Here is a 22,381-nt window from a genome sequence, read left to right as displayed (position 1 = left end):
GTGCTGTTAAACGTGTGGGAGAATTGACATGAAAATTAAAAAGACTATGATTTCTGGTATTATCATTACTTTAATATTGTCTGCAGTTGCTAAAGTATTAGCTACGTGGCTGCCGTTTTTAGGCGCGGAAGCAATCGCAATGTTACTAGGTATTTTATTAGGTAATACTGTTTTGAATCAGCCATCTTTCGCACCGGGGATGAAATGGGCAGAAAAATTTCCCATCGAAATTGGTATTGCGTTGATGGGGCTTACCGTTACACTCCGGACCATTGAAAATCTTGGTATTAATGGCTTGGCATTCATTTTGATACAGATGACATTAACTATTTTGGTTGTTCTTTGGATGGGTGGTCGTGTTTTCAAAGTTTCTGACAAATCCTCCATGTTAATGGGCGCAGGTAATGCTGTTTGTGGATCAAGTGCTATTGCATCAGTAGCACCAGCGATAGGGGCCACTGATGATCAACGACGAACAAGTGTTGCGACTGTTAGTTTGACTGGTGTTGTGTTGTTACTGATATTGCCGATTCTTGGGCCACACGTGTTAGGAGACCATAACTTACTGTTGGGTGCACTAGTTGGTGGTGTGGTTCAGTCAGTTGGGCAAGTCGTTGGAACAGCATCATTGATTAATCCTACTGTTGTCACGTATGCGACCCTGTTTAAAATGCTACGTGTCATCATGTTGACAGTTGTTGTGTTAGTTTTTGCTAAAATGGCACAAAAAAAAGACGATTCAGCAACAAATATTAATAGTAAAGGTGTCAAAATTCCTTGGTTCATCATGGCATTCGTAGTTTTACTATTAGTTAATAGTTTTATTCCATTACCCAACTTAATAACAAGTGGAGCCAAACAGATTTCTGGGTTTTTCGGCGTCGTGAACTTAGCGGGAATCGGATTGAATCTTAAGTTGGACACAATCAGAAAGTCTGGAGGAAAGTTTCTTAGCTTTGGCCTTGTGACTGGTGCAGTACAGGTCATACTTGCTATTATTTTAATAAAAATTCTATTTTAAATTTAGTATATATCGGCCTGAAAGGTAATGATCCTCTATCTCTGCGTTATCAGCGCAACGCTCTGCCATTGAGCTACAAGCCTATTATAAAAGTGTTCCACGTGGAACGCTTTTTATTATTATTTCACATGAACCGAAACAGAACCAAAGCCTTCAGTAAATTGCGCTTTCCAAGTGCCGGTTGTAAGTGACAAGGGGAGTAGAAATGTTCCTGTCGAAGCATGCGTTCCTGCTGGAAAATCTTTGCCTTGTGAAAATAGTTTTTCAACAAGCCATTTTAGTGATGTAACTGGGTTGCCAAGGACTTCACTGCCAACGCCATTGGCAACTTCTTGATCATTGTGCGACAGAACAGCTGAAACACGAGCTAAAGTAGCTAAATCTAAGTCAGCGCCATCACGTTGATTACCATAAACGACGGCACCCCCTACGGCCGCGTCGCACAAAACGAGATACTTGTCGAGCTTTGGGAACCAATTTTTGAAACGGGCATCTGGTAATTCTAAAGTTGGTGCAACAGTTGTATTTTGGAGTAGTTCTACTTCGCTCATTGATGGGGTTAGGTCCTTCTTTGCAGTAAACATTAATTCCACCTCAACTAGCGGTTCATTGTATGCTGTTAAATCTAAATTGAAACCAGATTGGACAAATCGATTAGCTAATTGGGCACCATATAGTGGTGAATCAGAGTTAAATAAATCTTGTGTTTCCTGAGACGTTAAGGAAACCTTGTAACCAGCAACTGGAGCATTCTTTTGAGTAAGAACGGCATCTTGGACTTTATAGGCATTTTCGAAATTATCAACGACGCCGACATATTCGTCTTTGTCAAGTGGCGTGTTGGTATCAAATGCTTGGAAGAGTTTAGTAGTTAATTCTTGTACGGTGTGTGTTGTTGATGTTGTCATGATATTTTCCTCTTTTATTGTTATTTCAAACAAAAAATCCCATTTAATAACTATTACAGTTATTAAATGGGATTTTAAACTCCATTATAACCGTAACGACCAGATATTACGAGTCGTTACGTTAAATAACAACCCAACTATTAAATAATAATAATTGCGTTGATAATTGTATTGTTTACTTGTGAGTTCATTTGCTTGTTCATGTTTCTAAGTATAAAACAAACAACATAAAAAAGCAATACTATTCTTAGTTTTATAATTTAAGTGCCATTATTAATGATGAAAGCAGGTATAATACATGGTGCTTGTATTTTTATTCATAGATAGCGAGATAGCTCAGTTTATATAAAAGTTAACAAAATCACAATATGAAATTAATCAAAACCAATAATTATACTGTGTGCATAATTATTGAATAAAAACACCGTATTAGTAAAATACGGTGTTTTTATTTAAAAATTATAAAGTGGCTATGTCAGTGATAGACATCTTGGTTAATTGTAAGAAATGAACTCGAAAAGTTTCTGGTGTTTCGGGGATAGGTTGAGTTAGCCAAGTTGAAATAATTGAGAGTGTCATTTTCACGCTGAGTTCAATAGCAAATGATCGACTAACTGGGGCGTTTTCAACACAATAATTATTAAAAAACGGAGTCACCCATTTAATGTATCTCTGCTCTAAAAAATGCAGCCATTCGCCATTTGCATAATTTTTCGAATAGAGTATTTTTAGAACGTGACAATGCTGATATAAAATAGGCAATATAACATCAGCAAGTATGATAAAAGGGTCAGTTGCTGTTGTATGTTCCAGCGCAATTGATATTTCCTGTTCGATTTTCATCGCAATAAAAGTTAATATATCCAAAGGTGTTGAAAAAAGCGATGAGACATAATGTGTACTTAGGCCGGACTCAAGAATAATATCTTGCATAGTGACGTTTCGCATATCAGAGCGAGATAATAAGCACAAGAATGCATGGGCTAATTTTTCTTTATCCAGATCACGTTTACTTTTCTTTGGCACCTTATCGACGGGTAATAATTTTGAAAGTGGTATATTAAATGATTGGGATATTTTTTTCAACATCACAAGTGTGGGCCGGGTTCTCGCACGTTCCCAACTTGAAACAGTTTGGTGAGATACAGACAAAAAAGCAGCAAACTCTGTTTGCGTGAGTTTGTTGTCATCTCTAATTTTTTTAATTATTTTATTAATTTCATACATGAAAATACCACTACTTTTTTATAAATTAATAATAAAGTCCGAAAAACATGGGTAAAAAATGACATTTATTTGTCGTTTGTTTAATTAAAACAATTATTATCAGATTTTACAACAAAAGTCAATAAAATATTTATCGCAAAAAATACGATATGACGTAACTTTTGATGAATTTTGGTCGTATTGATTTTGATATAATAATAACTATCGGCTAAATAGTATAGGCCTGATACAAATAAAGGAGAAAAGAGATTATCTGATAGTTCACTTATACTTGTATTTAAAAAATAGATGATTTTTTGAAAGTCTGTGGGGATATTTTCAAAACTCATCTATTTTACTTCAAGTATTGTTACAGTTTGAACTATTATTAGGTGCAAGCATGATGAATCTTGTAGTCTTGGTAATCAACAGGGAGAAATATGACAAAAACAGTTAAGATTGTGTTAACAATCGTTGGTACTTTGGTTCTAATCGGAATAACGATGGTTAGTAGTTTGATCGCTATAAAAGACGTAAGTGGATCTGAGTTTAATGCGCCAGCTTTGCCTGTAATGATTGGTATAGTTGTTGGAGCAACAGCAGCCGTTATATTTGGTGCGTTATTCAGCAAATTATTTATTTTTCTTTCGCAACTTGGACAAGAGGCAAAGCAATCCGTATCATTCATGAATTCATGGTACGCCACAGTAGTAAGTACGTTACCTGTTGGAATCATTAATCTGTTTCTAATAACTGTTTTGAATCTATATAAGAATGATAATAAAGTAGCAAGCATTGTTGGTGATCTTGTTGCGGCATTCTTATATACATTAATTTTGCGTCAGGATGGTACGATTACAAAACGTACACAGATTATTTTTATTGTGATTTCAGTAGCTCTAGGCACTGGGATGGCCTTTGCGTTTTAACTTTTTGTAGTTAACGAGATGTAAAGAGTTTTGAATAATCATTAACATGTTATGTAGGGGAAGTATATGAAACGCAAGACAAAAATTATAGTAACTGTTGTTGGAGGTATTGCTGCACTTGGTATTTTAACTGCCACTGGCGTGCAAGCTTATCATAAACTGGTAAAGCCAACATCAACTGCTAAAAACAAGTATCAAGTGTATAAAGTAACCGGCGCCTTACCACTTACAATGTCAGGAAAAGTGGTTGCTGAAAAAACACAATCTTTAAACTCACCAACTGGGAAATTGCAACAAATTAATGTGAAAGACGGGCAGTCTGTTAAAAATGGTGATATTTTACTTACCGTAACTGCTACAGACGTGCAAGAGTCTATTAGTTCACAACAGGACATTGTAAATAAAGCCAATCGCGCAGTTAGCAGCGCATCAGCTACTCTGAAAAATGCGCAACAAAGTTACAATCAAGCAGATGCGGATACTAAAATTTCGCTAAAGGACACTGTTACACAAGCGCAACAAGCATTAACTGATGCAAATGGTGATTTGCAAGATGCCCAAAATAAGCTAGCAGAATTACAAGGTAAATTAACTGTATCTTTAAAGGCACCTTTTGACGGGGTTGTTTCAGTTAGTAATGATACAAAAGATGGTATACCAGCCATTACAATGAATTCAAGTCAAAAAGTTTTGCAAGCTAATGTGTCAGAATATGATTACAGCAAGGTACACGCTGGAGATACTGTCGCAGTGAGCGGTATTGATGGCTCGCCAAAACAAAGTACTAAGATTACAAAAATTGAACAAATTCCATCTAATCAGGGCAAAGGAACAACGTATTATCCTTTCTCTGCCAGTGTTAATAACGACTTTTTGTACGGACAAAGCGTTAAAGTAAAGGTGCCGCAGTCAGAGTTGAAAATTCCAAAATCAGCGGTATATAAAGGTAGTGTTTACAAAGTTATTGATGGTAAGGCTAGTCGAGCTCAAGCTGACTTAACGCAAAATGGAGATACGTACATTGTTAACTCTGGTATTAGTAAAGGGGAAGAATTGGTTACTAATCCGGATGCAAAGTTGACAAACGGAGAGGTTGTTGATGATTAACTTAGTTTCAGTCAGCAAAAGTTATCGACAGGGAAACGAGAATTATAAGGCTTTACATGAAATTTCGTTAAATATTGATGCTGGTGAATTTGTTGCGATTATGGGACCGTCCGGTTCAGGGAAATCAACATTGATTAACATTATTGGTTTTTTAGACAATGATTTTGATGGACAATATAATTTCAACGACACTGTAGTTAATGATTTGAATAGACGCGATCATGCTCGATTGCGTAATCAATCAGTTGGTTTTATTTTTCAAAATTTCAAACTAATTAGGAACCAAAGTGTAGGCGAAAATGTTGGGTTGCCGTTATTATATGCTGGTTTGAAGCGACGTGATATTATTGCTCGTGTAAATGATGTGTTGGAGCAAGTGGGATTGCCCGGCAGTTATGATAAACTACCTAAAAATTTATCGGGTGGACAACAGCAGCGTGTTGCAATTGCTCGTGCAATTGTCACACGGCCTAACTTTCTAGTGGCAGATGAACCCACGGGGGCATTAGATTCGGCGACATCTCGAGAAATATTGGCACTTTTTGAAGAGCTAAATCGTAATGGAACAACAATCATTATGGTGACACACGATGAAAACGTTGCACGCCAAACAAATCGTCTGATTAGAATTTTAGACGGTCGTTTACAAAGTGACATGGAGGTGCAACATGCAGGTTCGTGAGTTAATTGTCAGTTCATTCAGGTCATTAATTTCAAATAAACGTCGCAGTATTTTAACTATGATTGGAATTATTATTGGTATTGCTTCGGTGATCACCATCCTATCTCTTGGCGATGGTGCACGAATTGAAATGCTGAAAAATTTGCAGGCCGATAGTAGTGGACAGCAGTCGACGGAAATTACATTTTCGCCAAGTAATGATGCTAAAGTTTCCGGATTTAATAATGATGATTTAGCGCGTATTCGCGCTAATGCCAAAGTCAGCAAAGTTACGGTACAGTCTGATGATCATGGTATCTTATCCAGTGAGGGGACCATTAATGGTAAGAGCTTAACAGCATCAGTATATTTAGCAACAACAGCAAATGACAGTGAGATAATTACTGGGCATGGCCTTAAAGCAACAGATATCTCAATGGATAACCCAGTTGCATTGGTTAGTCAATCAATTGCCAAGAAGGGTTATCGAACAAATCGAAATGCGTTGAATTCAGGAATTGAAATCAATGGCACAATGTATACAATTGTTGGTATTATTAATAATAATGCGGTAAAGGGTGAATTTTACAATTACGACGTTGTTGTGCCACGACACGTGTTTGAGAACAGTAACGCAACGGTTAATGCGAATACCTTAAAGCTAACATTTGTGTCTGGAACAAATATATCTAAAGCAACAACTGATATTAAAGATCAACTCAATAAAATTGGTTCACAACATGCTTCCGGATCCTATGAGTTTTTTGATACGGCAGCTATGCTTAAAGGTATAACAGCAGTCATTAAGGGTATTACTTACTTTATTGTTGCTGTCGCAAGTATTTCGTTATTTATTGCCGGCATTGGGGTCATGAACATGATGTATATTGCAGTCAGCGAGCGGACTCAAGAAATTGGTATTCGGATGGCTGTGGGGGCATCTCAGAAACAAATTTTATGGCAGTTTTTGATTGAAGCAGTTATGTTAACACTTAGTGGCGGGATGATTGGCTACCTTGCAGGGTTAGGGGTAGCGATGGGAATTTCTGCTTTCCTACCATTTAAAGCTAGTGTTTCACTATCAACATTCTTATTGGCTTTCGGAACGTCAACAGTTGTTGGTCTAGTGTTTGGTATTTTACCAGCAAAAACAGCAAGTAATAAAAACCTGATTGATATTTTAAGATAACAACTACTAAAAAAGTAATGATACAGTCCGTATCATTACTTTTTTGTTTTGACATATTTAGTTAAGTCTGTATTTTTTGTAAACGTCCAGACATGGTCGTTTTGGCTTATTTGTAGACAATTGTCCTTGCGCAATAATGTTTTAAATCCTAATTTATGCGCCTGGATGTAAGTTTGTTTTAAATGATTTGGGGCAAAAACAAAATTATTACTGCTGGACTTTCGTTCTGACAAAATCTGTTGTCCGCGTTTCAAAGAAAATGCTTCCAGAGAATCATTACTAATGAAGTTTGATAACTGGGCCCCAATAGTTTTCGTTGGATCAGCAAGGGCATCCTTAGCGAACGTGAGAGCGCTAAAAAAATCTTCCTGTAGTTCAGCGGGGGACAGCTTAATAATATCCTCCAAGCGTTGAATCAATTGTTTAGCAGAAGTGGCGAGTGATGGGATGAGGGGAGCATTTGGATGTTGTAAAGCTACCATATGGTTTAGAGACTGCGCACTTTTTAGGTCGTCATCTGACCATTGCTGTGGATTAATGATGGCATCGATGATTAGCAAATGGAGGAAGCTTAACGCATCTTGTGAAATACCATCTAGTGTGAAGGGATTGGTATCAAACATCCTAAATTCTAGGTATGAGGCGCCACGTTGTGCCATATTAGTCAAACTTCCTGGAGCCTTTAAACGTACTGGACCATAAAACTCACTTTTATCATAGAATTGGCCAGTATCAACATAATGTTGAATTTGTTTCATATGCGTTTCAAAGTTAGTATAGTCAATTTCAATATCGTTATGATTTGCAAAACCAAAATTGCTGGCGCGCCAAGAGCGAACCGGTTGCCTATGTTTGAAATTAGTTGGTAAATTATCTGTTGAATTTTCAGAAACGGGACTTGCACCAAAAAGATAGGTCAGTAGCCATCTATAACTAGCTATCTGTTGAGCGATTTGAAAGTATAACTCATTTTTGGCAGCAGGATAGGAATTGATTTCTCTTTGGGAGCCAAACCACCAAACTAAGTCGTCAGCTGGTGAAAAATTAACATGAATTCCAGCCATAATATGCTTAAAAGGTCCATAACGTTTGACTAAAACATCCCGATATTCTTGATACCAAGATCGTTCAAAATGATTAAGCAAATAATCAATATCGTTGGCAGACAAATGTGGGGGCATCGAAAGTGGCCAAATAATTTCATCCTCAGCCAGTTCAGATGCCAAAATAGTCTGGAGTTCGTGCAAATGCATTAAGGCATCTTTTGAAGAATGTTTAGTACCGGTGACTAGTTCCTCTTGGCTTTCAGAGAAATCAGTCTGGAAGTAGGGTTGATACTGCCGATTGCCTAAATCACGAGGGTGTGGATGTTGGGATAGGCTTTTACTTCCTGATTGTACACGGTGTTCTTCTATTTCAATACCAAAACGACCAGCAAATAGTATTTCACGTAGCTTGTTATCTGTAAGTTGTATAGAATTTTGAAGCATACAACGTTCTCCAATTGTTATATTTAAACCATTTTAACTTATTATAAGCTGGTAGTGGTAAAATTTGTATCAGTTTTAATATTATTATTACAATTTGACGGATACGTTAATTGTTTTATAATGAAAGTATGTTATTCAAAGATAAAACATATAAATATGTTCCAGCAAATATGCCAAAAAATGCTAGGGTGTTTCATAATCTTAGCTATTCGGTTGGAGATCGTAATCAGCTTGACCTTTATTTACCTAAAGCGGGGGAGAATTGTCCAGTTATTGTAGACATATATGGTGGGGGTATGCTTCGAGGCCAAAAATCCTCATATAAACTTAATCCCAGTTTACGGTTCTTGAATGATGGTTTTGCAGTAGTGAGTCCAGATTATTCACTTAATCAGCTAGGTGAACAAACTTTCCCTGTCCAAATCGCTGAGATTCGTGCAGTAATAAATTTTTTGATAAAGAATTCAAAGCAGTATGGCCTTGATAAGGACAACATTATATTGATTGGGGAATCTAGCGGAGCCCAGTTAGCTGTTTTAACGGCAGCAACAATATCTGAGCATTTATTGTTGGGCAGACTCAAAGATGTAGCGGAACACACGTTTTTTCCAAAAATTAGTTGCGTGATTGGGATGTATGGGCCCTACAAAGTTGACGATTTTTCTAAACAATTTGCTGCTCTCAACATAAAACCACAGTTCAGCGAAACTGGTGAGGCACAGTCGTTTGAAGGAATAATGTTAGGTACCAAACGGCCGGACCAGATGCCAAGCAAAGTTGCACAAGCGAACCCAGCAACTTATTTTTCAAAGAATATGCCGCCCTTGTTATTATTTGCTGGAACTAAGGATGACGTAGTACCTTATTTACAGAGTGTTTCATTGGCTGAAAAGTATTATCAGAAAGTGGGTAAAAGAGCTGAGGTGATACTAGTTGATGATGCGCATCATGGACCACGTGATTTCAACACGGATGATATTCATGCAAAAAAATTGGCATTTATCAGACAAAATACTAACTAACAATGCGTTTTTGCAAAGCAAGTAAATAGACCCTGTGGATATAAAAAAAGTCCACAGGGTCTATTTGAGATTAATGTTTTAATTAAGGGCGATCATCGTAGTCATCAGGTGTGACATCTTTTCTGGAACCGTCTGAATAATAATGTGTCTGGCGTGGTTCATCAGGAATCAACACCCAAGCGATAATATAAACTAAAATTCCGGGCAGAACGGGTAAGAATCCTAATACCACGAAAATAATTCGAACTAACGTAGCATCCCAATTAAAATAGTTAGCAATTCCACCAAGGACACCGGCAATCACACGGTTATCACGTGAGCGAGTTAATTTTTTATGTTTTGTCATTGTTATTCCTCCATGTAATAATTGTTGATTTAGGCTTAGAAATCATATATAGGTACTAGTATATCTTTATAGAACCCATAGCTGCCTGTGCATCGATTGTAAATTCAGGGTTAGCGCCAACAAATCCACTTTTATAGCCATCGAAACTTTTATTATAATGGATGTCATTGCGATCCAAATGAACTGCCCCTGAGTTAGTTGCTAGTTCAAAATTGAAGTCTTGATCAGCTGGAGCCGTTAAGCGAATGGTCCCAGAATTAGAGTTTAGTTTCAAATCGTTTGTTAGTTGGTCAACTCTCAAACGAAGTGAACCAGAATTAATCGTGAATTCTCCGCCACCAACAAGATTGTCTATACGTACAGAACCAAAGTCAGCGTTAACTTTAGCATAATCAATAGTTGCATCGCTGATATTAACAGCACCTAATTGAGCATGTATTTTAGCTTGTTCAGCCTTGATATGTGTTGCTTTTATTGATCCGGATGCAAGCTGCCAATCTGCAGTCTTGGTATCCATATTTTTGACTTTGAAACTTCCGGCGTTAATTTGAACGTTAAACTTCTCGGTAACTAAGTCTTGTGCATATAAGCTACCTGCTTGGTTTCGTACTTCTATTTTCCCGGTGGTGAACGAGCGCGGAATTCCTATGTTCACAGCAGTGCGGACATGGAAGAGCATTGGATGTTCACCCTGGTTAACTATAATTTTATCATCATTTTCTGAGATAGTGGCAAAATAACGTCTATTATCACGACTAAAGTATTCATCAATAGTAATGAGGTCGATTTTATCATTTGTATAGAAGTGAATCGAAGCTTCGCTGTAATCAATTACAAAATCTTTGGTACTGGTTGGCACGGTCAATTGATGGTGAGATTTAGCCCAGTTAGGTTCCTTGAAGTCTTTATTTTCAAAAGTATCATTGATATCTGAATCAACATTATCTTCAAATTTATAGTATTTATCGCCCACACGGGCGCCATCACGGTCAACGTGCAACCAGTCACCGAATTGGACTTTATTATTTTTGCCATCAAGTATGATATCATCACCAAGTGTTACGCCTTTTTTGTTGATGTGTAAATTTCCAATGTGCACGCCTTTATTTGAAATATCCACGTAAGGTCGTTTTGGTTCAGATTCTTTATCTGTTTCCTCTTTTGTACTGGGTTCACTTAAGTCTTTTAACAAACTATCAATATCACCTAGTTGCTCAAAAGCATCGTCCAAAGCTTCATTATGGGACCGATCAGTTTTGGAAAAATCTTGATAAGCTTCTAATAAATCGGCTACAAGTTCTTCTTTAAATTCCGTTAATTGTGCGTTCGGCGTATATTTAGAAAAAATAACATCCAAACGGGTTCTAATTTCCATTTCAACGCTCATCATAATCTTTTATCCTTCCGCTAATTAAATGGCTAATGATATCTTTGGCGAAGTCCCATTCTTGTTGTGCTGATTTAAAATGTTCTTGGCCCTGATCAGTAAGGGTATAGTATTTTCGTCTAGCCCCCTGGGTTTGATCACCCCAGTAACTACGGATGTCTCCGACCTTTTCCAAGCGTCTAAACGCAGTGTACAGTGTTGCCTCGTTCAGTTCGTATTGCTTACTGGATAATTGGCGAATGGATTTTGAAACTTGGTATCCATAAGAATCACCTTGACTAAGAATATTTAAAATAATGGTGTCCGTATGACCACGAATGAGATCTTTTGATATATCCATATGCAGTTACCTCTTATAACTACATAATATAACATATTACTGTGGTTGTCAAAGTAATTTATTATAGGCTGTTATCCGAATGTTTCACATGAAACATTCGGATCGTTTTCTTGTAAAATTAAAATGTCCTTTTTTATCTAATATTCTGGTATAATAAAAACATTCATTACACTGATAAAGATAATATCATACGCGTCAAAGAGAGTTAGCGGCTGCTGTGAGCTAATCCGTGGATATTGTTGAGTTACACAGTGTGCAAATCAATGACGTGTGCCGCGATAAGGCATATTAAGTGGTAGGTCCGATGACTTACAATTTAGGTGGTACCACGGTGAAAATCGTCCTAGTCTATTAAGATTAGGACGATTTTTTCTGTAATTAAAGGAGATGGCAATGAATTTTATTGAAGATTTGAAATGGCGCGGTGCGCTGAACCAAGTAACAGATGAAGCAGGATTAATTGAAGCAATGGCATCAGGAGAAATTGGGGCCTATGTGGGTACCGATCCAACAGCTGATTCATTACATTTGGGGCACTTGATTCCATTTATGGTGTTAAAACGTTTTCAAAATGCTGGCGGAAAAGCCGTTATTATTATTGGCGGTGCAACTGGTGCTATTGGTGATCCACGTCCAACAACAGAACGTCAATTACTTTCACCAGAACAGTTACGTCAGAATGAAAAAGGAATTACTGAGCAAGTAACCAAGCTATTTGGTGATGAAAAAACTGCTATTGTTAATAATAACGACTGGCTTGGCAAATTAAAATTGACAGACTTTTTACGCGATTATGGTAAGTTATTCTCTATCAATGTGATGTTGAAAAAGGACGTCGTAGCTTCACGTTTAGAAACAGGTATTTCATTTACAGAGTTTACCTACCAGATTTTGCAAGGCATTGATTACCATGAACTATGGCGTCGTCATAATGTACAATTGCAGATTGGTGGCTCAGATCAATGGGGGAACATTACTTCTGGCATTGATTTAATTCACTCAATTGAAGGGAATAATGCGACAGCTTTTGGTCTAACAATTCCTTTGATGACTGACTCATCAGGTAAAAAGTTTGGTAAGTCAGAAGGAAATGCAATTTGGTTGAATCCGGAAAAAACTTCACCCTACACTTTCTACCAATTCTGGTATAACCAAAGTGATGAAGATGTTGTGAAGTATTTGAAATACTTTACATTTTTGGGTGTTGATGAGATTAATAACCTCGAACAAGAAGCCAAAAATAACCCTGGAGGTCGTATAGCACAAAAACGCTTGGCACAAGAGGTAACTAAATTTGTTCACGGAGAACAAGCTGTTGCTGATGCTGAAAAGCTATCAGCAGCATTATTTAGTGGTGATGTTGCTAATTTATCTGCAGCAGATATTGCTGATGCATTTGGTGGTGTGCCAAGCTTTGACATTACATCGGAAAAGAAAAATGTTGTCGATTTCTTAGTCGACGGAGAAGTCGAGAAATCAAAGCGTCAAGCGCGTGAAGATGTTACAAATGGGGCGATTACCATTAGTGGTGAAAAAGTAACGGACGTTAACTTTGAAATTGATCCAACAAAACATTATGATGGTGAATTTGTATTGGTTCGTCGTGGTAAGAAAAAATATTTCTTGGGAAAAGTTAAATAACTTATTGCTAGCGCACCTTTGGAGGATATTATGAAAATTTTAATGTACAATACAGTTTCAGACGAAATGCCATATGTTGAAAAATGGACTGAAAAAACAGGCCACGAAGTAGTGACCATTGATCAACCACTTAACGAAACGACGGTGGATCGCGCTAAAGGTTTTGATGCAATTACCACACAACAAACAACAGCCATTAATGCACCAGTTTATGCGCAACTAGCTCAATTCAATATTAAGCAAATCGCTATTCGACAGGTTGGCTATGATGTGTTGGACTTGCCAGAAGCCTTTGCTCACAATATTCGTTTGTCTAATGTTGCAGCCTATTCACCCCGAGCAATTGCAGAATACACGCTAACACAGCTTTTTAATTTAATTCGACACAATAAAAAGTTTGATCGCGCCATGAATACGGGTGACTATACTTGGGCTGCTGGTGGTCAAGCGAGAGAAATTCATGATTTAACTGTTGCTGTGATTGGTGTAGGTCGAATTGGGACAGCCCTTGCAGAAATGCTTCACGCGCTGGGCGCAACAGTGTTAGGTGTGGACCCAATATATCGTGCCCAGAACGAACCATTTGTAACTTATACGACATTAGATGATGCTTTGTCTCGAGCGGATGTTATTAGTTTTCATACACCATTAAATGACGAGACGCGCTATATGGCTGATGAAAATTTCTTTGCTAAAATTCAGCCAGGAACAATTATGTTGAATTTTGCGCGTGGTGAAATTGTTGACATGGTTGAGCTTGAAAAAGCACTCGAATCAAAGTTATTGGCTGGTGCAGCATTTGATGTGACACCAAATGAAAATGATTTTATGAACCAAAAGCAAGATATAACGGCGCTACCAGCAGATGTAAAGCGCTTAATCGAATATGACAACTTTCTACTGTCACCACATATTGCTTTTTATACAAACACAGCAATAAAAAATATGGTGGAAATGGCTTTAAATGATGCCGTAACGATGGTAAATGGCGGCGTTACTGAAAACGAAATTTTGCGGTAAAGTTCAGATTATTCAAACGTCAGTAATAAACTGGCGTTTTTTTATCAAAAAAGACGATGATATTGAATTCATCGTCTTTTTAAAATGTTTTTAGTCTGGTGCTTTCTCTGTGTGATTTTTCCAGAGAGAAGCTAATACTGAACCAGAAATGTTGTGCCAGACAGAAAACATCACGGCTGCGATGGCTGAAGCAGGTTCAAAAAATGAAATGGCCAGTGTTGATGCAAGTGCCGAATCCTGCATACCAACTTCGAAGGTAATTGCCTTTTGTTGAGGGGTATCCATTTTCATTAGTTTCGAGAAACCGTAACCCAGTAAGTAACCAAGCAAGTTATGTAATATGATGACTGGCACCAAAATTAGGGTTGATACTGCTAAAATGGTTTTAGAGTTAGCTGACAACACGGCTAGAATAATCACTAATATAGCCACTTGGGATATTAAAGGCATAATCTCAATGACTTTTTGGACATGTTCTTTAAAAATCGTATGAACGATGATACCCAAAACAATAGGTATGACAACAATTTGAAATGCAGAAAAAAACATTGATGAAAAAGGTACATTCACCCATTTTCCGGCTAATAGCTTCAATAGTGTCGGAATCATGACAGGTGCTAACAATGTAGAGAGCAGGCCGATTGAAACATCAAGCGCAACATCCCCTCCAGATAAGAAGGACATAACGTTAGAGGATGTGCCAGAGGGCGCTGATCCTACCAAAATTACACCAACAGCTGCAGCGCCGGTTAACCCAAACAAATGTACCAGTAAAAAAGCAATGAAAGGCATAATAACATAATGTGCTATCGTTCCTAAAATAACTTGTAGGGGATTACGAGCAACCCTTTTAAAGTCATTTGGTGTCAACGTAATACCCATACCAAATAAGACAATCATCAGTAAGATTGATACAGCCGAGAGGTTGCCCACTTTTGTTGTAGCAAGCGTAGTACCTGGTCCAGGAATAAAAATAGCCAATAAAGCTACTAAAATAACAAAAAAGGTAAAGTATTTAGTAAGAAATTTTGAAAGTGATTTGATTGTGTTCATAGTTGCTCTCCCAGTAACTTATAATAAATTGGCTGTTTTTTTCAATTATGGACACCCAAAACCATTTTTGCGTAGCGACTCATTCTGTCCGTAGACCATGCCGGTTCCCAAACTAATTCAATTTTGACATCGTGTACTTCATCTATTGCCATGAGTGCACGTGTAATCATCGTATCTAATACCGCAGTCAATGGACAGCCCATCGTGGTCAAAGTAAGCTTAACAGTGACATGTCCATTTTCATCCATAGCTAGTCCATAAACTAATCCTAAGCTAACAATATCGCAACGCAGTTCGGGGTCGATTACCTGTGATAAGGCTTCCAACATCTGGTCTTGTAGTTCTTGTATTTTATTTTCCATGTGTCAGCGTCCTTTATGACATTTGAGGATAGCTTTTAGCTAGGGAATAATTCATCAGCGCCCTTTAATACGCCGCCAGTATTTGCTGAAGTGACTAAGGCTTGATAACGTGCCATCCAGCCATTTCGCATTTTAGGAACAAAGGGTTTGAGATGTTCATGGCGTTCCGCTAGCTCTGTATCATCAACATGCAAATGCATCGTACGATTGACAAGATCAATGGTAATCTTGTCACCATTTTCAACCAGTGCAATTGGACCATCATCAGCGGCTTCGGGACTAACATGGCCAACAGAGATACCACGTGATGCACCGGAAAAACGGCCATCCGTAACCAAAGCCACCTCTTTTCCTAGACCCATACCAGTAATAGCTGATGTAGGTCCTAGCATTTCGGGCATACCAGGGCCACCTTTTGGTCCCTCATAGCGAATAATCAGCACGTGACCAGCGTGAATTTGACCGCTATCTATCGCCTCAACCGCTTCTTGTTCAGAATTAAAGACAATGGCTTCTCCGGTAAAATCTTTAATACTTGGGTCAACGCCACCTGCTTTAATAACTGAACCTTTGGGTGCTAAGTTGCCATATAAAATGGATAAGCCACCTTGCTTTGAATAGGGATTAACATCGAACTTCCGGATAATTTCGTCATTAATGATTTCATGATCAGCAACATTTTCGCGCAATGTCTTACCGGTTACAGTCATGCGGTCAGGGTGCAAAACGTCACCCATACGAATTAGTTCATTGATAATAGCGGGCACACCACCAGCATTATGCACGTCTTCCATTGCCCATTTAGAAGAAGGGGCAATTTTAGATAGGTAAGGGACTTTTTTAGCAATTTCGTTAATGTCTGCTTGGTCATAATCAATGCCAGCTTCATGAGCGATAGACAACACGTGCAAAACAGTATTGGTTGAGCCACCCATGGCCATATCAAGTGCCATGGCATCATCAAGCGCTTCTTTTGTAATTAAATCGCGTGGTTTAACATTTTCCTTAACCATACGCATTAATTGCTTGGCGCCATCGCGAATTAAATCACGTCGTTCATCAGAAATTGCTAGTGCAGTACCATTGAACGGCAAGGCGATACCCATCACTTCCATTAAGGTATTCATGGAGTTAGCTGTGAACATACCAGCACAAGATCCACAAGTAGGGCAGGCATTTTGCTCCATTTCTAAGAATTCTTCCTCAGTCATTAGTCCTGATTTAAATGCACCCACGGCCTCGAACATAGAAGATAAAGTCGTGGCTTTTCCTTGAGGATCTAAACCAGCTTTCATGGGGCCACCGGAGACGAATACAGAGGGTACATTACAGCGTAAAGAAGCCATAATCATGCCAGGCGTAATTTTGTCACAGTTTGGTAAGAAGAATACACCATCAAACCAGTGTGCTGTGATGACAGTTTCAGCCGAATCGGCGATTAATTCACGAGATGGCAACGAATAGCGCATGCCTAAATGCCCCATCGCAATACCATCGTCCACACCAATGGTGTTAAACTCAAAAGGAATACCACCGGCATCACGAATGGCTTGTTTGGCGACATCAGCTAGTTCACGCAGATGAACGTGGCCAGGGATGATTTCTACATAGGAATTACAGATGGCAATGAATGGTTTTTTCATATCTTCGGGGTTACTGACTTGACCTGTCGCATATAATAACGAGCGGGCTGGAGCTTGATGAATACCCATTTTGATATGATCAGATCGTTTTTGTAAGTCATCGCTATTTACATTAAATGAAAAAGTGTCTGTCATGAAATAAATCTCCGCGTTTTCTAATTTTTAATATGTTTTTACTAATATGAGTATAGGGGTATAAACTCAATTGTCAACGAACTATTCCAAATTTATATGATTTATCGCTTCATCTATAAAATGACCAGATTATGACGATGACTGTAAAAATATAGAGACAATCTTGCTTATCTTCCGATAACGTTTGACATTTTAAAATTATAGGAATATAATTATTTCAATATTAATGTGAGTTTTTACTCAGAAACGAAAGATAACATAATGAATAAAAATATAAAAAAATTGAACAACATTCTCATTATCCTTCTTATCAGCTGATGATTAGTAGGTTATTTTGAGTGAATGTCTACTAATCGATTTGGATTTAGTAGACAGTTGGGACATTTTTTGTTCAGGCACCTAACTGTGAACGCAGTTAGGTGCCTTTTTTCATAGGATTGGGGGATCAATGATAAACATAGAAAAATTTATCAGCACGAGAAAACGCTTAAAAATTTCACAAATGGCGCTATGTACTGATATCTGTACACAAGCTACTTTGTCCAAATTTGAAAAGCATCAACAAGTGCCAGCTTTTGATATCATGATTGCTCTGTGTGAACGGTTAGGGTTAACGTTGAATGATGTTTTTCCAATCAATGTTACTGCGCGTCAAACAAACAATGAGCGTGTTTTAACATTGGCCACACAAGCACTCTTTTATCAAAATATTGGAAAATTTGAGCATCTAATCAAACAAGTAGAAATTGATAAAATGGTTGATACCGAACGGCCAACCTATCAAATTACGCAATATTTTTCGGCAGTTATCTTAAAACAAGACTGTCTAAAAGCAAAACAAATCATTAAAAAAATTGATATAGCAGGTCTTAACAAGTCACACAAGTTATTGTTTTATGCCATAACGAGTCATTACTATTATCAACGAGGCCAATTCAAAGAGGCTCACCAGTCTTTTGAAGACGTTTGGCGCTACCAAAAGGAAAGTACAACAGTAGACCATTCTGGATTTCAAGCGGCGATTGTTTATTTGTTAGCACAATATCAAATGTCGATTAAAAACTACAAATATGCTATGATGTTGGCAACTTATGGCATTGATTTAGCGAACGCAAGCGATAGTACTTATTTCTTAGAAAACTTTTTTTGGCTATTGGTGCAAGCTAGTGATACTTGGGATAGTCAGAATTTTATTGTAAATGAGATGATTGAAAATGCGCGTGTGATTGCTAAAATACATAAAAACGAAGCTATTTTACAAAAAATCAGTCAGCGAAAAAGGGAAAAATAATATGGCAACACTCAAGGTAGAGAATCTACATGTTTCAGTAGAAGGAAAAGAAATTTTAAAGGGCGTTAATTTAGTCGTCAACACTGGTGAAATTCACGCTATTATGGGACCCAATGGGACTGGAAAATCAACGTTATCACAAACAATTATGGGACATCCAGCATATGAAGTCACTGAAGGTCATATTTACATGGATGATCAAGATTTGGCTGACATGTCAGTTGATCAACGCGCTCGTGCAGGTCTATTCTTGGCCATGCAGTACCCATCTGAAATTCAAGGGGTGACCAATGCTGAATTTATGCGGGCAGCTATCAATGCTCGTCGTGCTGAAGACGATCAAATCAGTATTATGTCTTTTATTGAAAAACTTGATGAAAAACGCGAATTTTTATCGATGTCAGAAGAAATGGCAGAACGCTATCTTAATGAAGGATTTTCTGGCGGTGAAAAAAAACGTAATGAAATCTTACAGATGATGATGATAGAACCGAAAATTGCTATTTTAGATGAGATTGATTCAGGATTAGACATTGATGCTTTAAAGGTCGTTTCTCGTGGTGTTAACGAAATGCGTTCCAGTGAATTTGGCACACTTATGATTACGCACTATCAACGGTTACTTGACTATATTGTGCCTGATTTTGTCCACGTGATGATGGGCGGGAAAATAGTTAAAACAGGCGGTGCGGATTTGGCGAAGAAACTAGAATCTGAGGGATATGCGGGATTGCGAGATGAACTCGGATTGAACGTTCATTTGACAGATGAAGATGTGAATTCGTATTTTGTGGAGGATTGATATGGTTGATAATAGCGCAATACAGTCTTTACCACTACCAACATTTGCTAAAGTTCGATACAGTTCCTGGCAACTTGATGAAATGATAGCAGCCAAGGAAGAAACGACAACGTCATATTTCACTGAGAATAATGTTCACGGCATCGAAGTTAGTGGGCTATCCACTACTTATCAGCAATTATCGGATGACATGATCGCTCGTGGAGTGATTCTGATGAATATGGCACAAGCACAGATTGAACATCCAGCATTAGTTGAAAAGCTGTTGGGTAGTGTGATTTCCAAAACAGCCGATCGATTATCAGCACAAAATTTTGCACAGTTTAACACAGGAATTTTTGTCTATATACCAGAAAACGTTCAATTTGATGATGTTTTGCACCTGTCATTGAATCATTTAGCTATATCTGGAGAGGATTTTGTGGCTCGTATTTTTGTATGCGTTGGCGCCAATGCCAAGGTTGACATACTACAAGAAATGCATACAATCGGGACTCAAAAAACAAAGGCTTCTGTTGTTATCGAAGCTGTAGCGGATGTAGGTGCCCAAGTCACTTACGCTAATATTGATGCCTTTGGTGAACAAACGACAGCATTTATTAATCGAGAAGTTGAAGTAAGAGATCATGCAACTGTGGATTGGCAAAATGCTGAGTTTAATGACGGTAATGCAATCATACGATTAGCTAGTCAACTAAATGGTGAAGGCGCTACGTCACATACAAATGTCATCGGACTTACCACAAAAAAACAAACGCAAGGTTTGGTGACAACCATTTTGAATCGTGGTCGCCATACCATTGGTCATATCTTCCAACGAGGCGTTATTCTCAATCGGTCAACTTTAGTATTTAATGGTATCGGGAAAATTATTAAGGGCGCTAAAGGATCGGATGCGCAGCAAGAATCGCGTGTTTTGATGCTATCACGTCGCGCACGTGGAGATGCAAATCCTTTGTTACTAATTGATGAAAACGATGTGACGGCGGGGCATGCAGCTTCTGTGGGACGTGTTGATGAAAATCAAATGTATTATTTAATGAGTCGGGGTATTAGTGAGCAAGTAGCTCGAAAGCTAGTTATTCGCGGCTTTATGGGTGAAGTTTTAGTAAAAATGCCAACAAAAGCGGCACAAAGGCAAGTAGTTGAAGAAATAGAAAGAAAGTTACGACATGAAGACGATTAGACATGATTTTCCAATACTAAATCAAACAGTCAATGGGCAAGAGTTGCTCTACTTTGATAGTGCGGCTACGTCACAAAAACCCCAGTATGTGATTGATTCATTAGTGAATTATTATCAAAATAATAATGCAAACGTGCATCGAGGTATTTATGAGCTATCAGAGCGTGCGACACAACAATATGAACAAGCCCGCGATAAAGTGCAAAAATTCATTAATGCTCAAAAACGGGAAGAAGTTTTATTCACTCGTGGCACAACTGAGTCGCTTAATTGGTTGGCAAGTACTTATGGTGCAGAAAATGTTAAACAAGGAGATGAAATCCTAATATCTTACATGGAACATCATTCTAATATTGTGCCGTGGCAACAATTAGCGCAACGTGTTGGGGCTCATTTAAAATATGTCGAACTCAATGACGATGGCACCTTAAATATGGCTGATCTTGAACGGAAAATAACAGACAAAACTAAAATTGTATCAATCACACATGCTTCTAATGTGTTGGGGGTTGTTAATCCCATAAAAAAAATCGCAAAAATAGCCCACAAACATGATGCTATCATGATTGCTGATGGCGCCCAATCTGTTCCGCATATGCGTGTTGATGTGCAAGATATGGATGTTGATTTTTTTGCTTTTTCGGGTCATAAAATGCTTGGACCAACAGGTATAGGAGTTCTTTACGGCAAACATGATATTTTAGAAAATATGAAACCTGCTCAATTTGGTGGAGAAATGATTGAATTGGTAGACTTGCAAGAAGCGACCTTTCAGCCTTCACCATGGCGTTTTGAGGCGGGAACGCCCAATATTGCTGGTGCAATTGCTTTAGGATCCGCTATTGATTATCTGACAAATATCGGAATGAAAGAAGTCGAAAACTATGAGCAGTCTCTAGTTGATTATGCCTTGCCAAAGCTAAAAAGTATTGCGGGTGTCACCATTTATGGTCCGCAAAACAGTGAACAGCATTCAGGCGTGATTGCATTTAATTTAGCAGGGGTCCATGCCCACGACCTAGCCACGGCCTTGGATCAAGAAGGAATTGAGGTTCGTGCAGGACATCATTGTGCGCAGCCGCTGATGAAATATTTGAATATTGCAGCGACAGTTCGTATTAGTTTGTATATCTATAATACGCGTGAAGAAATCGATCGATTTATTAGTGTCATTGAAGATATTAAGGAGTATTTTAACCGTGAGTTTGCATAATTTAGATCTTTTATATCGTCAAACAGTCATGGAATATGCCCAACATCCGCATCATTATAAGCCTATGTTGGGTACAGAAGCTTATCATGTTCGAAAATATAATCCCACTTGTGGTGATATTATTGATTTAGCTTTTGAGATGACTGACGATAAAGTGACAGATATATATTTTTATGGGGATGGCTGCGCTATATCAAAGGCTTCGGCTTCAATGATGACAGATTTAGTACTGGGACAGCGTCGTGAAGCTGTCGCTACCTTACTTGAGGAGTTTTCAAAACTGACACGTGGCGAAGTAGCTGATACAAAACTTCTTGGAGAAGCACAAATTTTAGCAGGGGTTACTAAATTTCCCACACGAATAAAGTGCGCAACTTTAGCATGGCATGCCTTGGACGAGTTATTATCAGTAGAGAAATAAAGAGGTTT

At 38.1% G+C, this 22,381-nt stretch carries 22 protein-coding genes and 1 tRNA gene; 13 read left to right on the top strand and 10 right to left on the bottom strand.

Translation table 11 applies throughout. The features are described from left to right. Positions 1-28: 28 nt before the first annotated feature. Positions 29-1,021: a YeiH family protein gene (locus HFP47_RS08710; protein WP_011680564.1), complete on the top strand. Its 993-nt coding sequence runs from the start codon at positions 29-31 to the stop codon at positions 1,019-1,021. A gap of 12 nt (positions 1,022-1,033) precedes the next feature. Here the strand turns inward: HFP47_RS08710 and HFP47_RS08705 are convergent. The 3 genes from HFP47_RS08705 to HFP47_RS08695 form a co-directional block, all read right to left on the bottom strand. Next, positions 1,034-1,104: transfer RNA gene (locus HFP47_RS08705), tRNA-Ile, on the bottom strand. 36 nt (positions 1,105-1,140) lie between these two features. After that, complete coding sequence (locus HFP47_RS08700) at positions 1,141-1,929, bottom strand: 2-keto-4-pentenoate hydratase (protein WP_179876335.1); 789 nt, start codon at positions 1,927-1,929, stop codon at positions 1,141-1,143. Between the two features lie 459 nt (positions 1,930-2,388). Next, positions 2,389-3,156, bottom strand: a complete 768-nt coding sequence (locus HFP47_RS08695; protein WP_150289305.1) for a helix-turn-helix domain-containing protein — start codon at positions 3,154-3,156, stop codon at positions 2,389-2,391. Positions 3,157-3,575: 419 nt separating this feature from the next. Between HFP47_RS08695 and HFP47_RS08690 the strand changes: the two genes are divergently transcribed. The 4 genes from HFP47_RS08690 (at position 3,576) to HFP47_RS08675 (ending at position 7,021) form a co-directional block, all read left to right on the top strand. Beyond that, a complete protein-coding gene (locus HFP47_RS08690; protein WP_050892001.1) occupies positions 3,576-4,064 on the top strand; it encodes a hypothetical protein in 489 nt (162 codons plus the stop codon). A 66-nt stretch (positions 4,065-4,130) separates the two neighbouring features. Continuing rightward, the gene (locus tag HFP47_RS08685; RefSeq protein WP_179876334.1) at positions 4,131-5,171 is read left to right on the top strand and encodes an efflux RND transporter periplasmic adaptor subunit; all 1,041 of its coding nucleotides are present in this window, start codon (positions 4,131-4,133) and stop codon (positions 5,169-5,171) included. Further along, a complete protein-coding gene (locus HFP47_RS08680; RefSeq protein WP_179876333.1) occupies positions 5,164-5,853 on the top strand; it encodes an ABC transporter ATP-binding protein in 690 nt (229 codons plus the stop codon). Before HFP47_RS08685 ends, HFP47_RS08680 begins: the two co-directional genes overlap by 8 nt. Then, a complete protein-coding gene (locus HFP47_RS08675) occupies positions 5,840-7,021 on the top strand; it encodes an ABC transporter permease (protein ID WP_014325263.1) in 1,182 nt (393 codons plus the stop codon). Before HFP47_RS08680 ends, HFP47_RS08675 begins: the two co-directional genes overlap by 14 nt. Positions 7,022-7,056: 35 nt before the next feature. Here the strand turns inward: HFP47_RS08675 and HFP47_RS08670 are convergent, their stop codons facing one another. Further along, on the bottom strand, positions 7,057-8,511 hold the full coding sequence (locus HFP47_RS08670) for a glutamate--cysteine ligase (RefSeq protein ID WP_179876332.1): 1,455 nt from the start codon (positions 8,509-8,511) through the stop codon (positions 7,057-7,059). Positions 8,512-8,639: 128 nt separating this feature from the next. Here HFP47_RS08670 and HFP47_RS08665 point away from each other — a divergent pair, with 128 nt between their 5' ends. Then, complete coding sequence (locus HFP47_RS08665; RefSeq protein ID WP_025268589.1) at positions 8,640-9,533, top strand: alpha/beta hydrolase; 894 nt, start codon at positions 8,640-8,642, stop codon at positions 9,531-9,533. Positions 9,534-9,615: 82 nt separating this feature from the next. Here HFP47_RS08665 and HFP47_RS08660 read toward each other — a convergent pair whose 3' ends face one another. The 3 genes from HFP47_RS08660 to HFP47_RS08650 are packed head-to-tail and all read right to left on the bottom strand — an operon-like array spanning position 9,616 to position 11,606. Then, positions 9,616-9,879, bottom strand: coding sequence for a PspC domain-containing protein (locus HFP47_RS08660; protein ID WP_011680558.1), 264 nt, complete (start codon positions 9,877-9,879; stop codon positions 9,616-9,618). Between the two features lie 55 nt (positions 9,880-9,934). Then, complete coding sequence (locus HFP47_RS08655) at positions 9,935-11,269, bottom strand: DUF4097 family beta strand repeat-containing protein (protein ID WP_059442079.1); 1,335 nt, start codon at positions 11,267-11,269, stop codon at positions 9,935-9,937. Beyond that, on the bottom strand, positions 11,256-11,606 hold the full coding sequence (locus HFP47_RS08650) for a PadR family transcriptional regulator (protein WP_010293234.1): 351 nt from the start codon (positions 11,604-11,606) through the stop codon (positions 11,256-11,258). The genes HFP47_RS08655 and HFP47_RS08650 overlap by 14 nt, the downstream gene beginning before the upstream one ends. A 393-nt stretch (positions 11,607-11,999) precedes the next feature. On the opposite strand from HFP47_RS08650, the gene tyrS reads away from it, so the two are divergent. Then, positions 12,000-13,247 (top strand): tyrosine--tRNA ligase, encoded by a 1,248-nt coding sequence (tyrS, locus tag HFP47_RS08645; RefSeq protein WP_179876331.1) that lies wholly within the window; start codon positions 12,000-12,002, stop codon positions 13,245-13,247. A gap of 30 nt (positions 13,248-13,277) precedes the next feature. Next, positions 13,278-14,267 carry a D-2-hydroxyacid dehydrogenase gene (locus HFP47_RS08640; protein WP_011680556.1) on the top strand — a complete coding sequence of 330 codons (990 nt, stop codon included), beginning with the start codon at positions 13,278-13,280 and terminating at the stop codon, positions 14,265-14,267. 90 nt (positions 14,268-14,357) lie between these two features. Here HFP47_RS08640 and HFP47_RS08635 read toward each other — a convergent pair whose 3' ends face one another. The 3 genes from HFP47_RS08635 to ilvD are packed head-to-tail and all read right to left on the bottom strand — an operon-like array spanning position 14,358 to position 17,460. Continuing rightward, on the bottom strand, positions 14,358-15,320 hold the full coding sequence (locus HFP47_RS08635; RefSeq protein WP_014325259.1) for a bile acid:sodium symporter family protein: 963 nt from the start codon (positions 15,318-15,320) through the stop codon (positions 14,358-14,360). Between the two features lie 41 nt (positions 15,321-15,361). Beyond that, positions 15,362-15,682 (bottom strand): metal-sulfur cluster assembly factor, encoded by a 321-nt coding sequence (locus HFP47_RS08630; protein WP_179876330.1) that lies wholly within the window; start codon positions 15,680-15,682, stop codon positions 15,362-15,364. A gap of 35 nt (positions 15,683-15,717) precedes the next feature. Beyond that, the gene (gene ilvD / locus HFP47_RS08625) at positions 15,718-17,460 is read right to left on the bottom strand and encodes a dihydroxy-acid dehydratase (RefSeq protein ID WP_011680553.1); all 1,743 of its coding nucleotides are present in this window, start codon (positions 17,458-17,460) and stop codon (positions 15,718-15,720) included. A gap of 448 nt (positions 17,461-17,908) precedes the next feature. Between ilvD and HFP47_RS08620 the strand changes: the two genes are divergently transcribed. Genes HFP47_RS08620 through sufU form a run of 5 tightly spaced genes read left to right on the top strand, consistent with a single transcriptional unit; the run spans position 17,909 to position 22,373 of the window. Next, on the top strand, positions 17,909-18,751 hold the full coding sequence (locus HFP47_RS08620) for a helix-turn-helix transcriptional regulator (protein WP_179876329.1): 843 nt from the start codon (positions 17,909-17,911) through the stop codon (positions 18,749-18,751). Between the two features lies 1 nt (position 18,752). After that, on the top strand, positions 18,753-19,553 hold the full coding sequence (gene sufC, locus HFP47_RS08615) for a Fe-S cluster assembly ATPase SufC (RefSeq protein ID WP_025268586.1): 801 nt from the start codon (positions 18,753-18,755) through the stop codon (positions 19,551-19,553). A 1-nt stretch (position 19,554) separates the two neighbouring features. Then, on the top strand, positions 19,555-20,739 hold the full coding sequence (sufD, locus tag HFP47_RS08610) for a Fe-S cluster assembly protein SufD (RefSeq protein WP_179876328.1): 1,185 nt from the start codon (positions 19,555-19,557) through the stop codon (positions 20,737-20,739). Then, on the top strand, positions 20,726-21,952 hold the full coding sequence (locus tag HFP47_RS08605; protein ID WP_179876327.1) for a cysteine desulfurase: 1,227 nt from the start codon (positions 20,726-20,728) through the stop codon (positions 21,950-21,952). The genes sufD and HFP47_RS08605 overlap by 14 nt, the downstream gene beginning before the upstream one ends. Further along, positions 21,939-22,373, top strand: a complete 435-nt coding sequence (sufU, locus tag HFP47_RS08600; RefSeq protein WP_135400219.1) for a Fe-S cluster assembly sulfur transfer protein SufU — start codon at positions 21,939-21,941, stop codon at positions 22,371-22,373. Before HFP47_RS08605 ends, sufU begins: the two co-directional genes overlap by 14 nt. Positions 22,374-22,381: the final 8 nt, after the last annotated feature.

Origin of the sequence: Leuconostoc sp. DB-1 (assembly GCF_013414845.1) — a bacterium.
Lineage (GTDB): Bacteria > Bacillota > Bacilli > Lactobacillales > Lactobacillaceae > Leuconostoc > Leuconostoc mesenteroides.
Note: the sequence above shows the minus strand (reverse complement) of the source record. Positions and strands in the feature narration are given on the sequence as shown.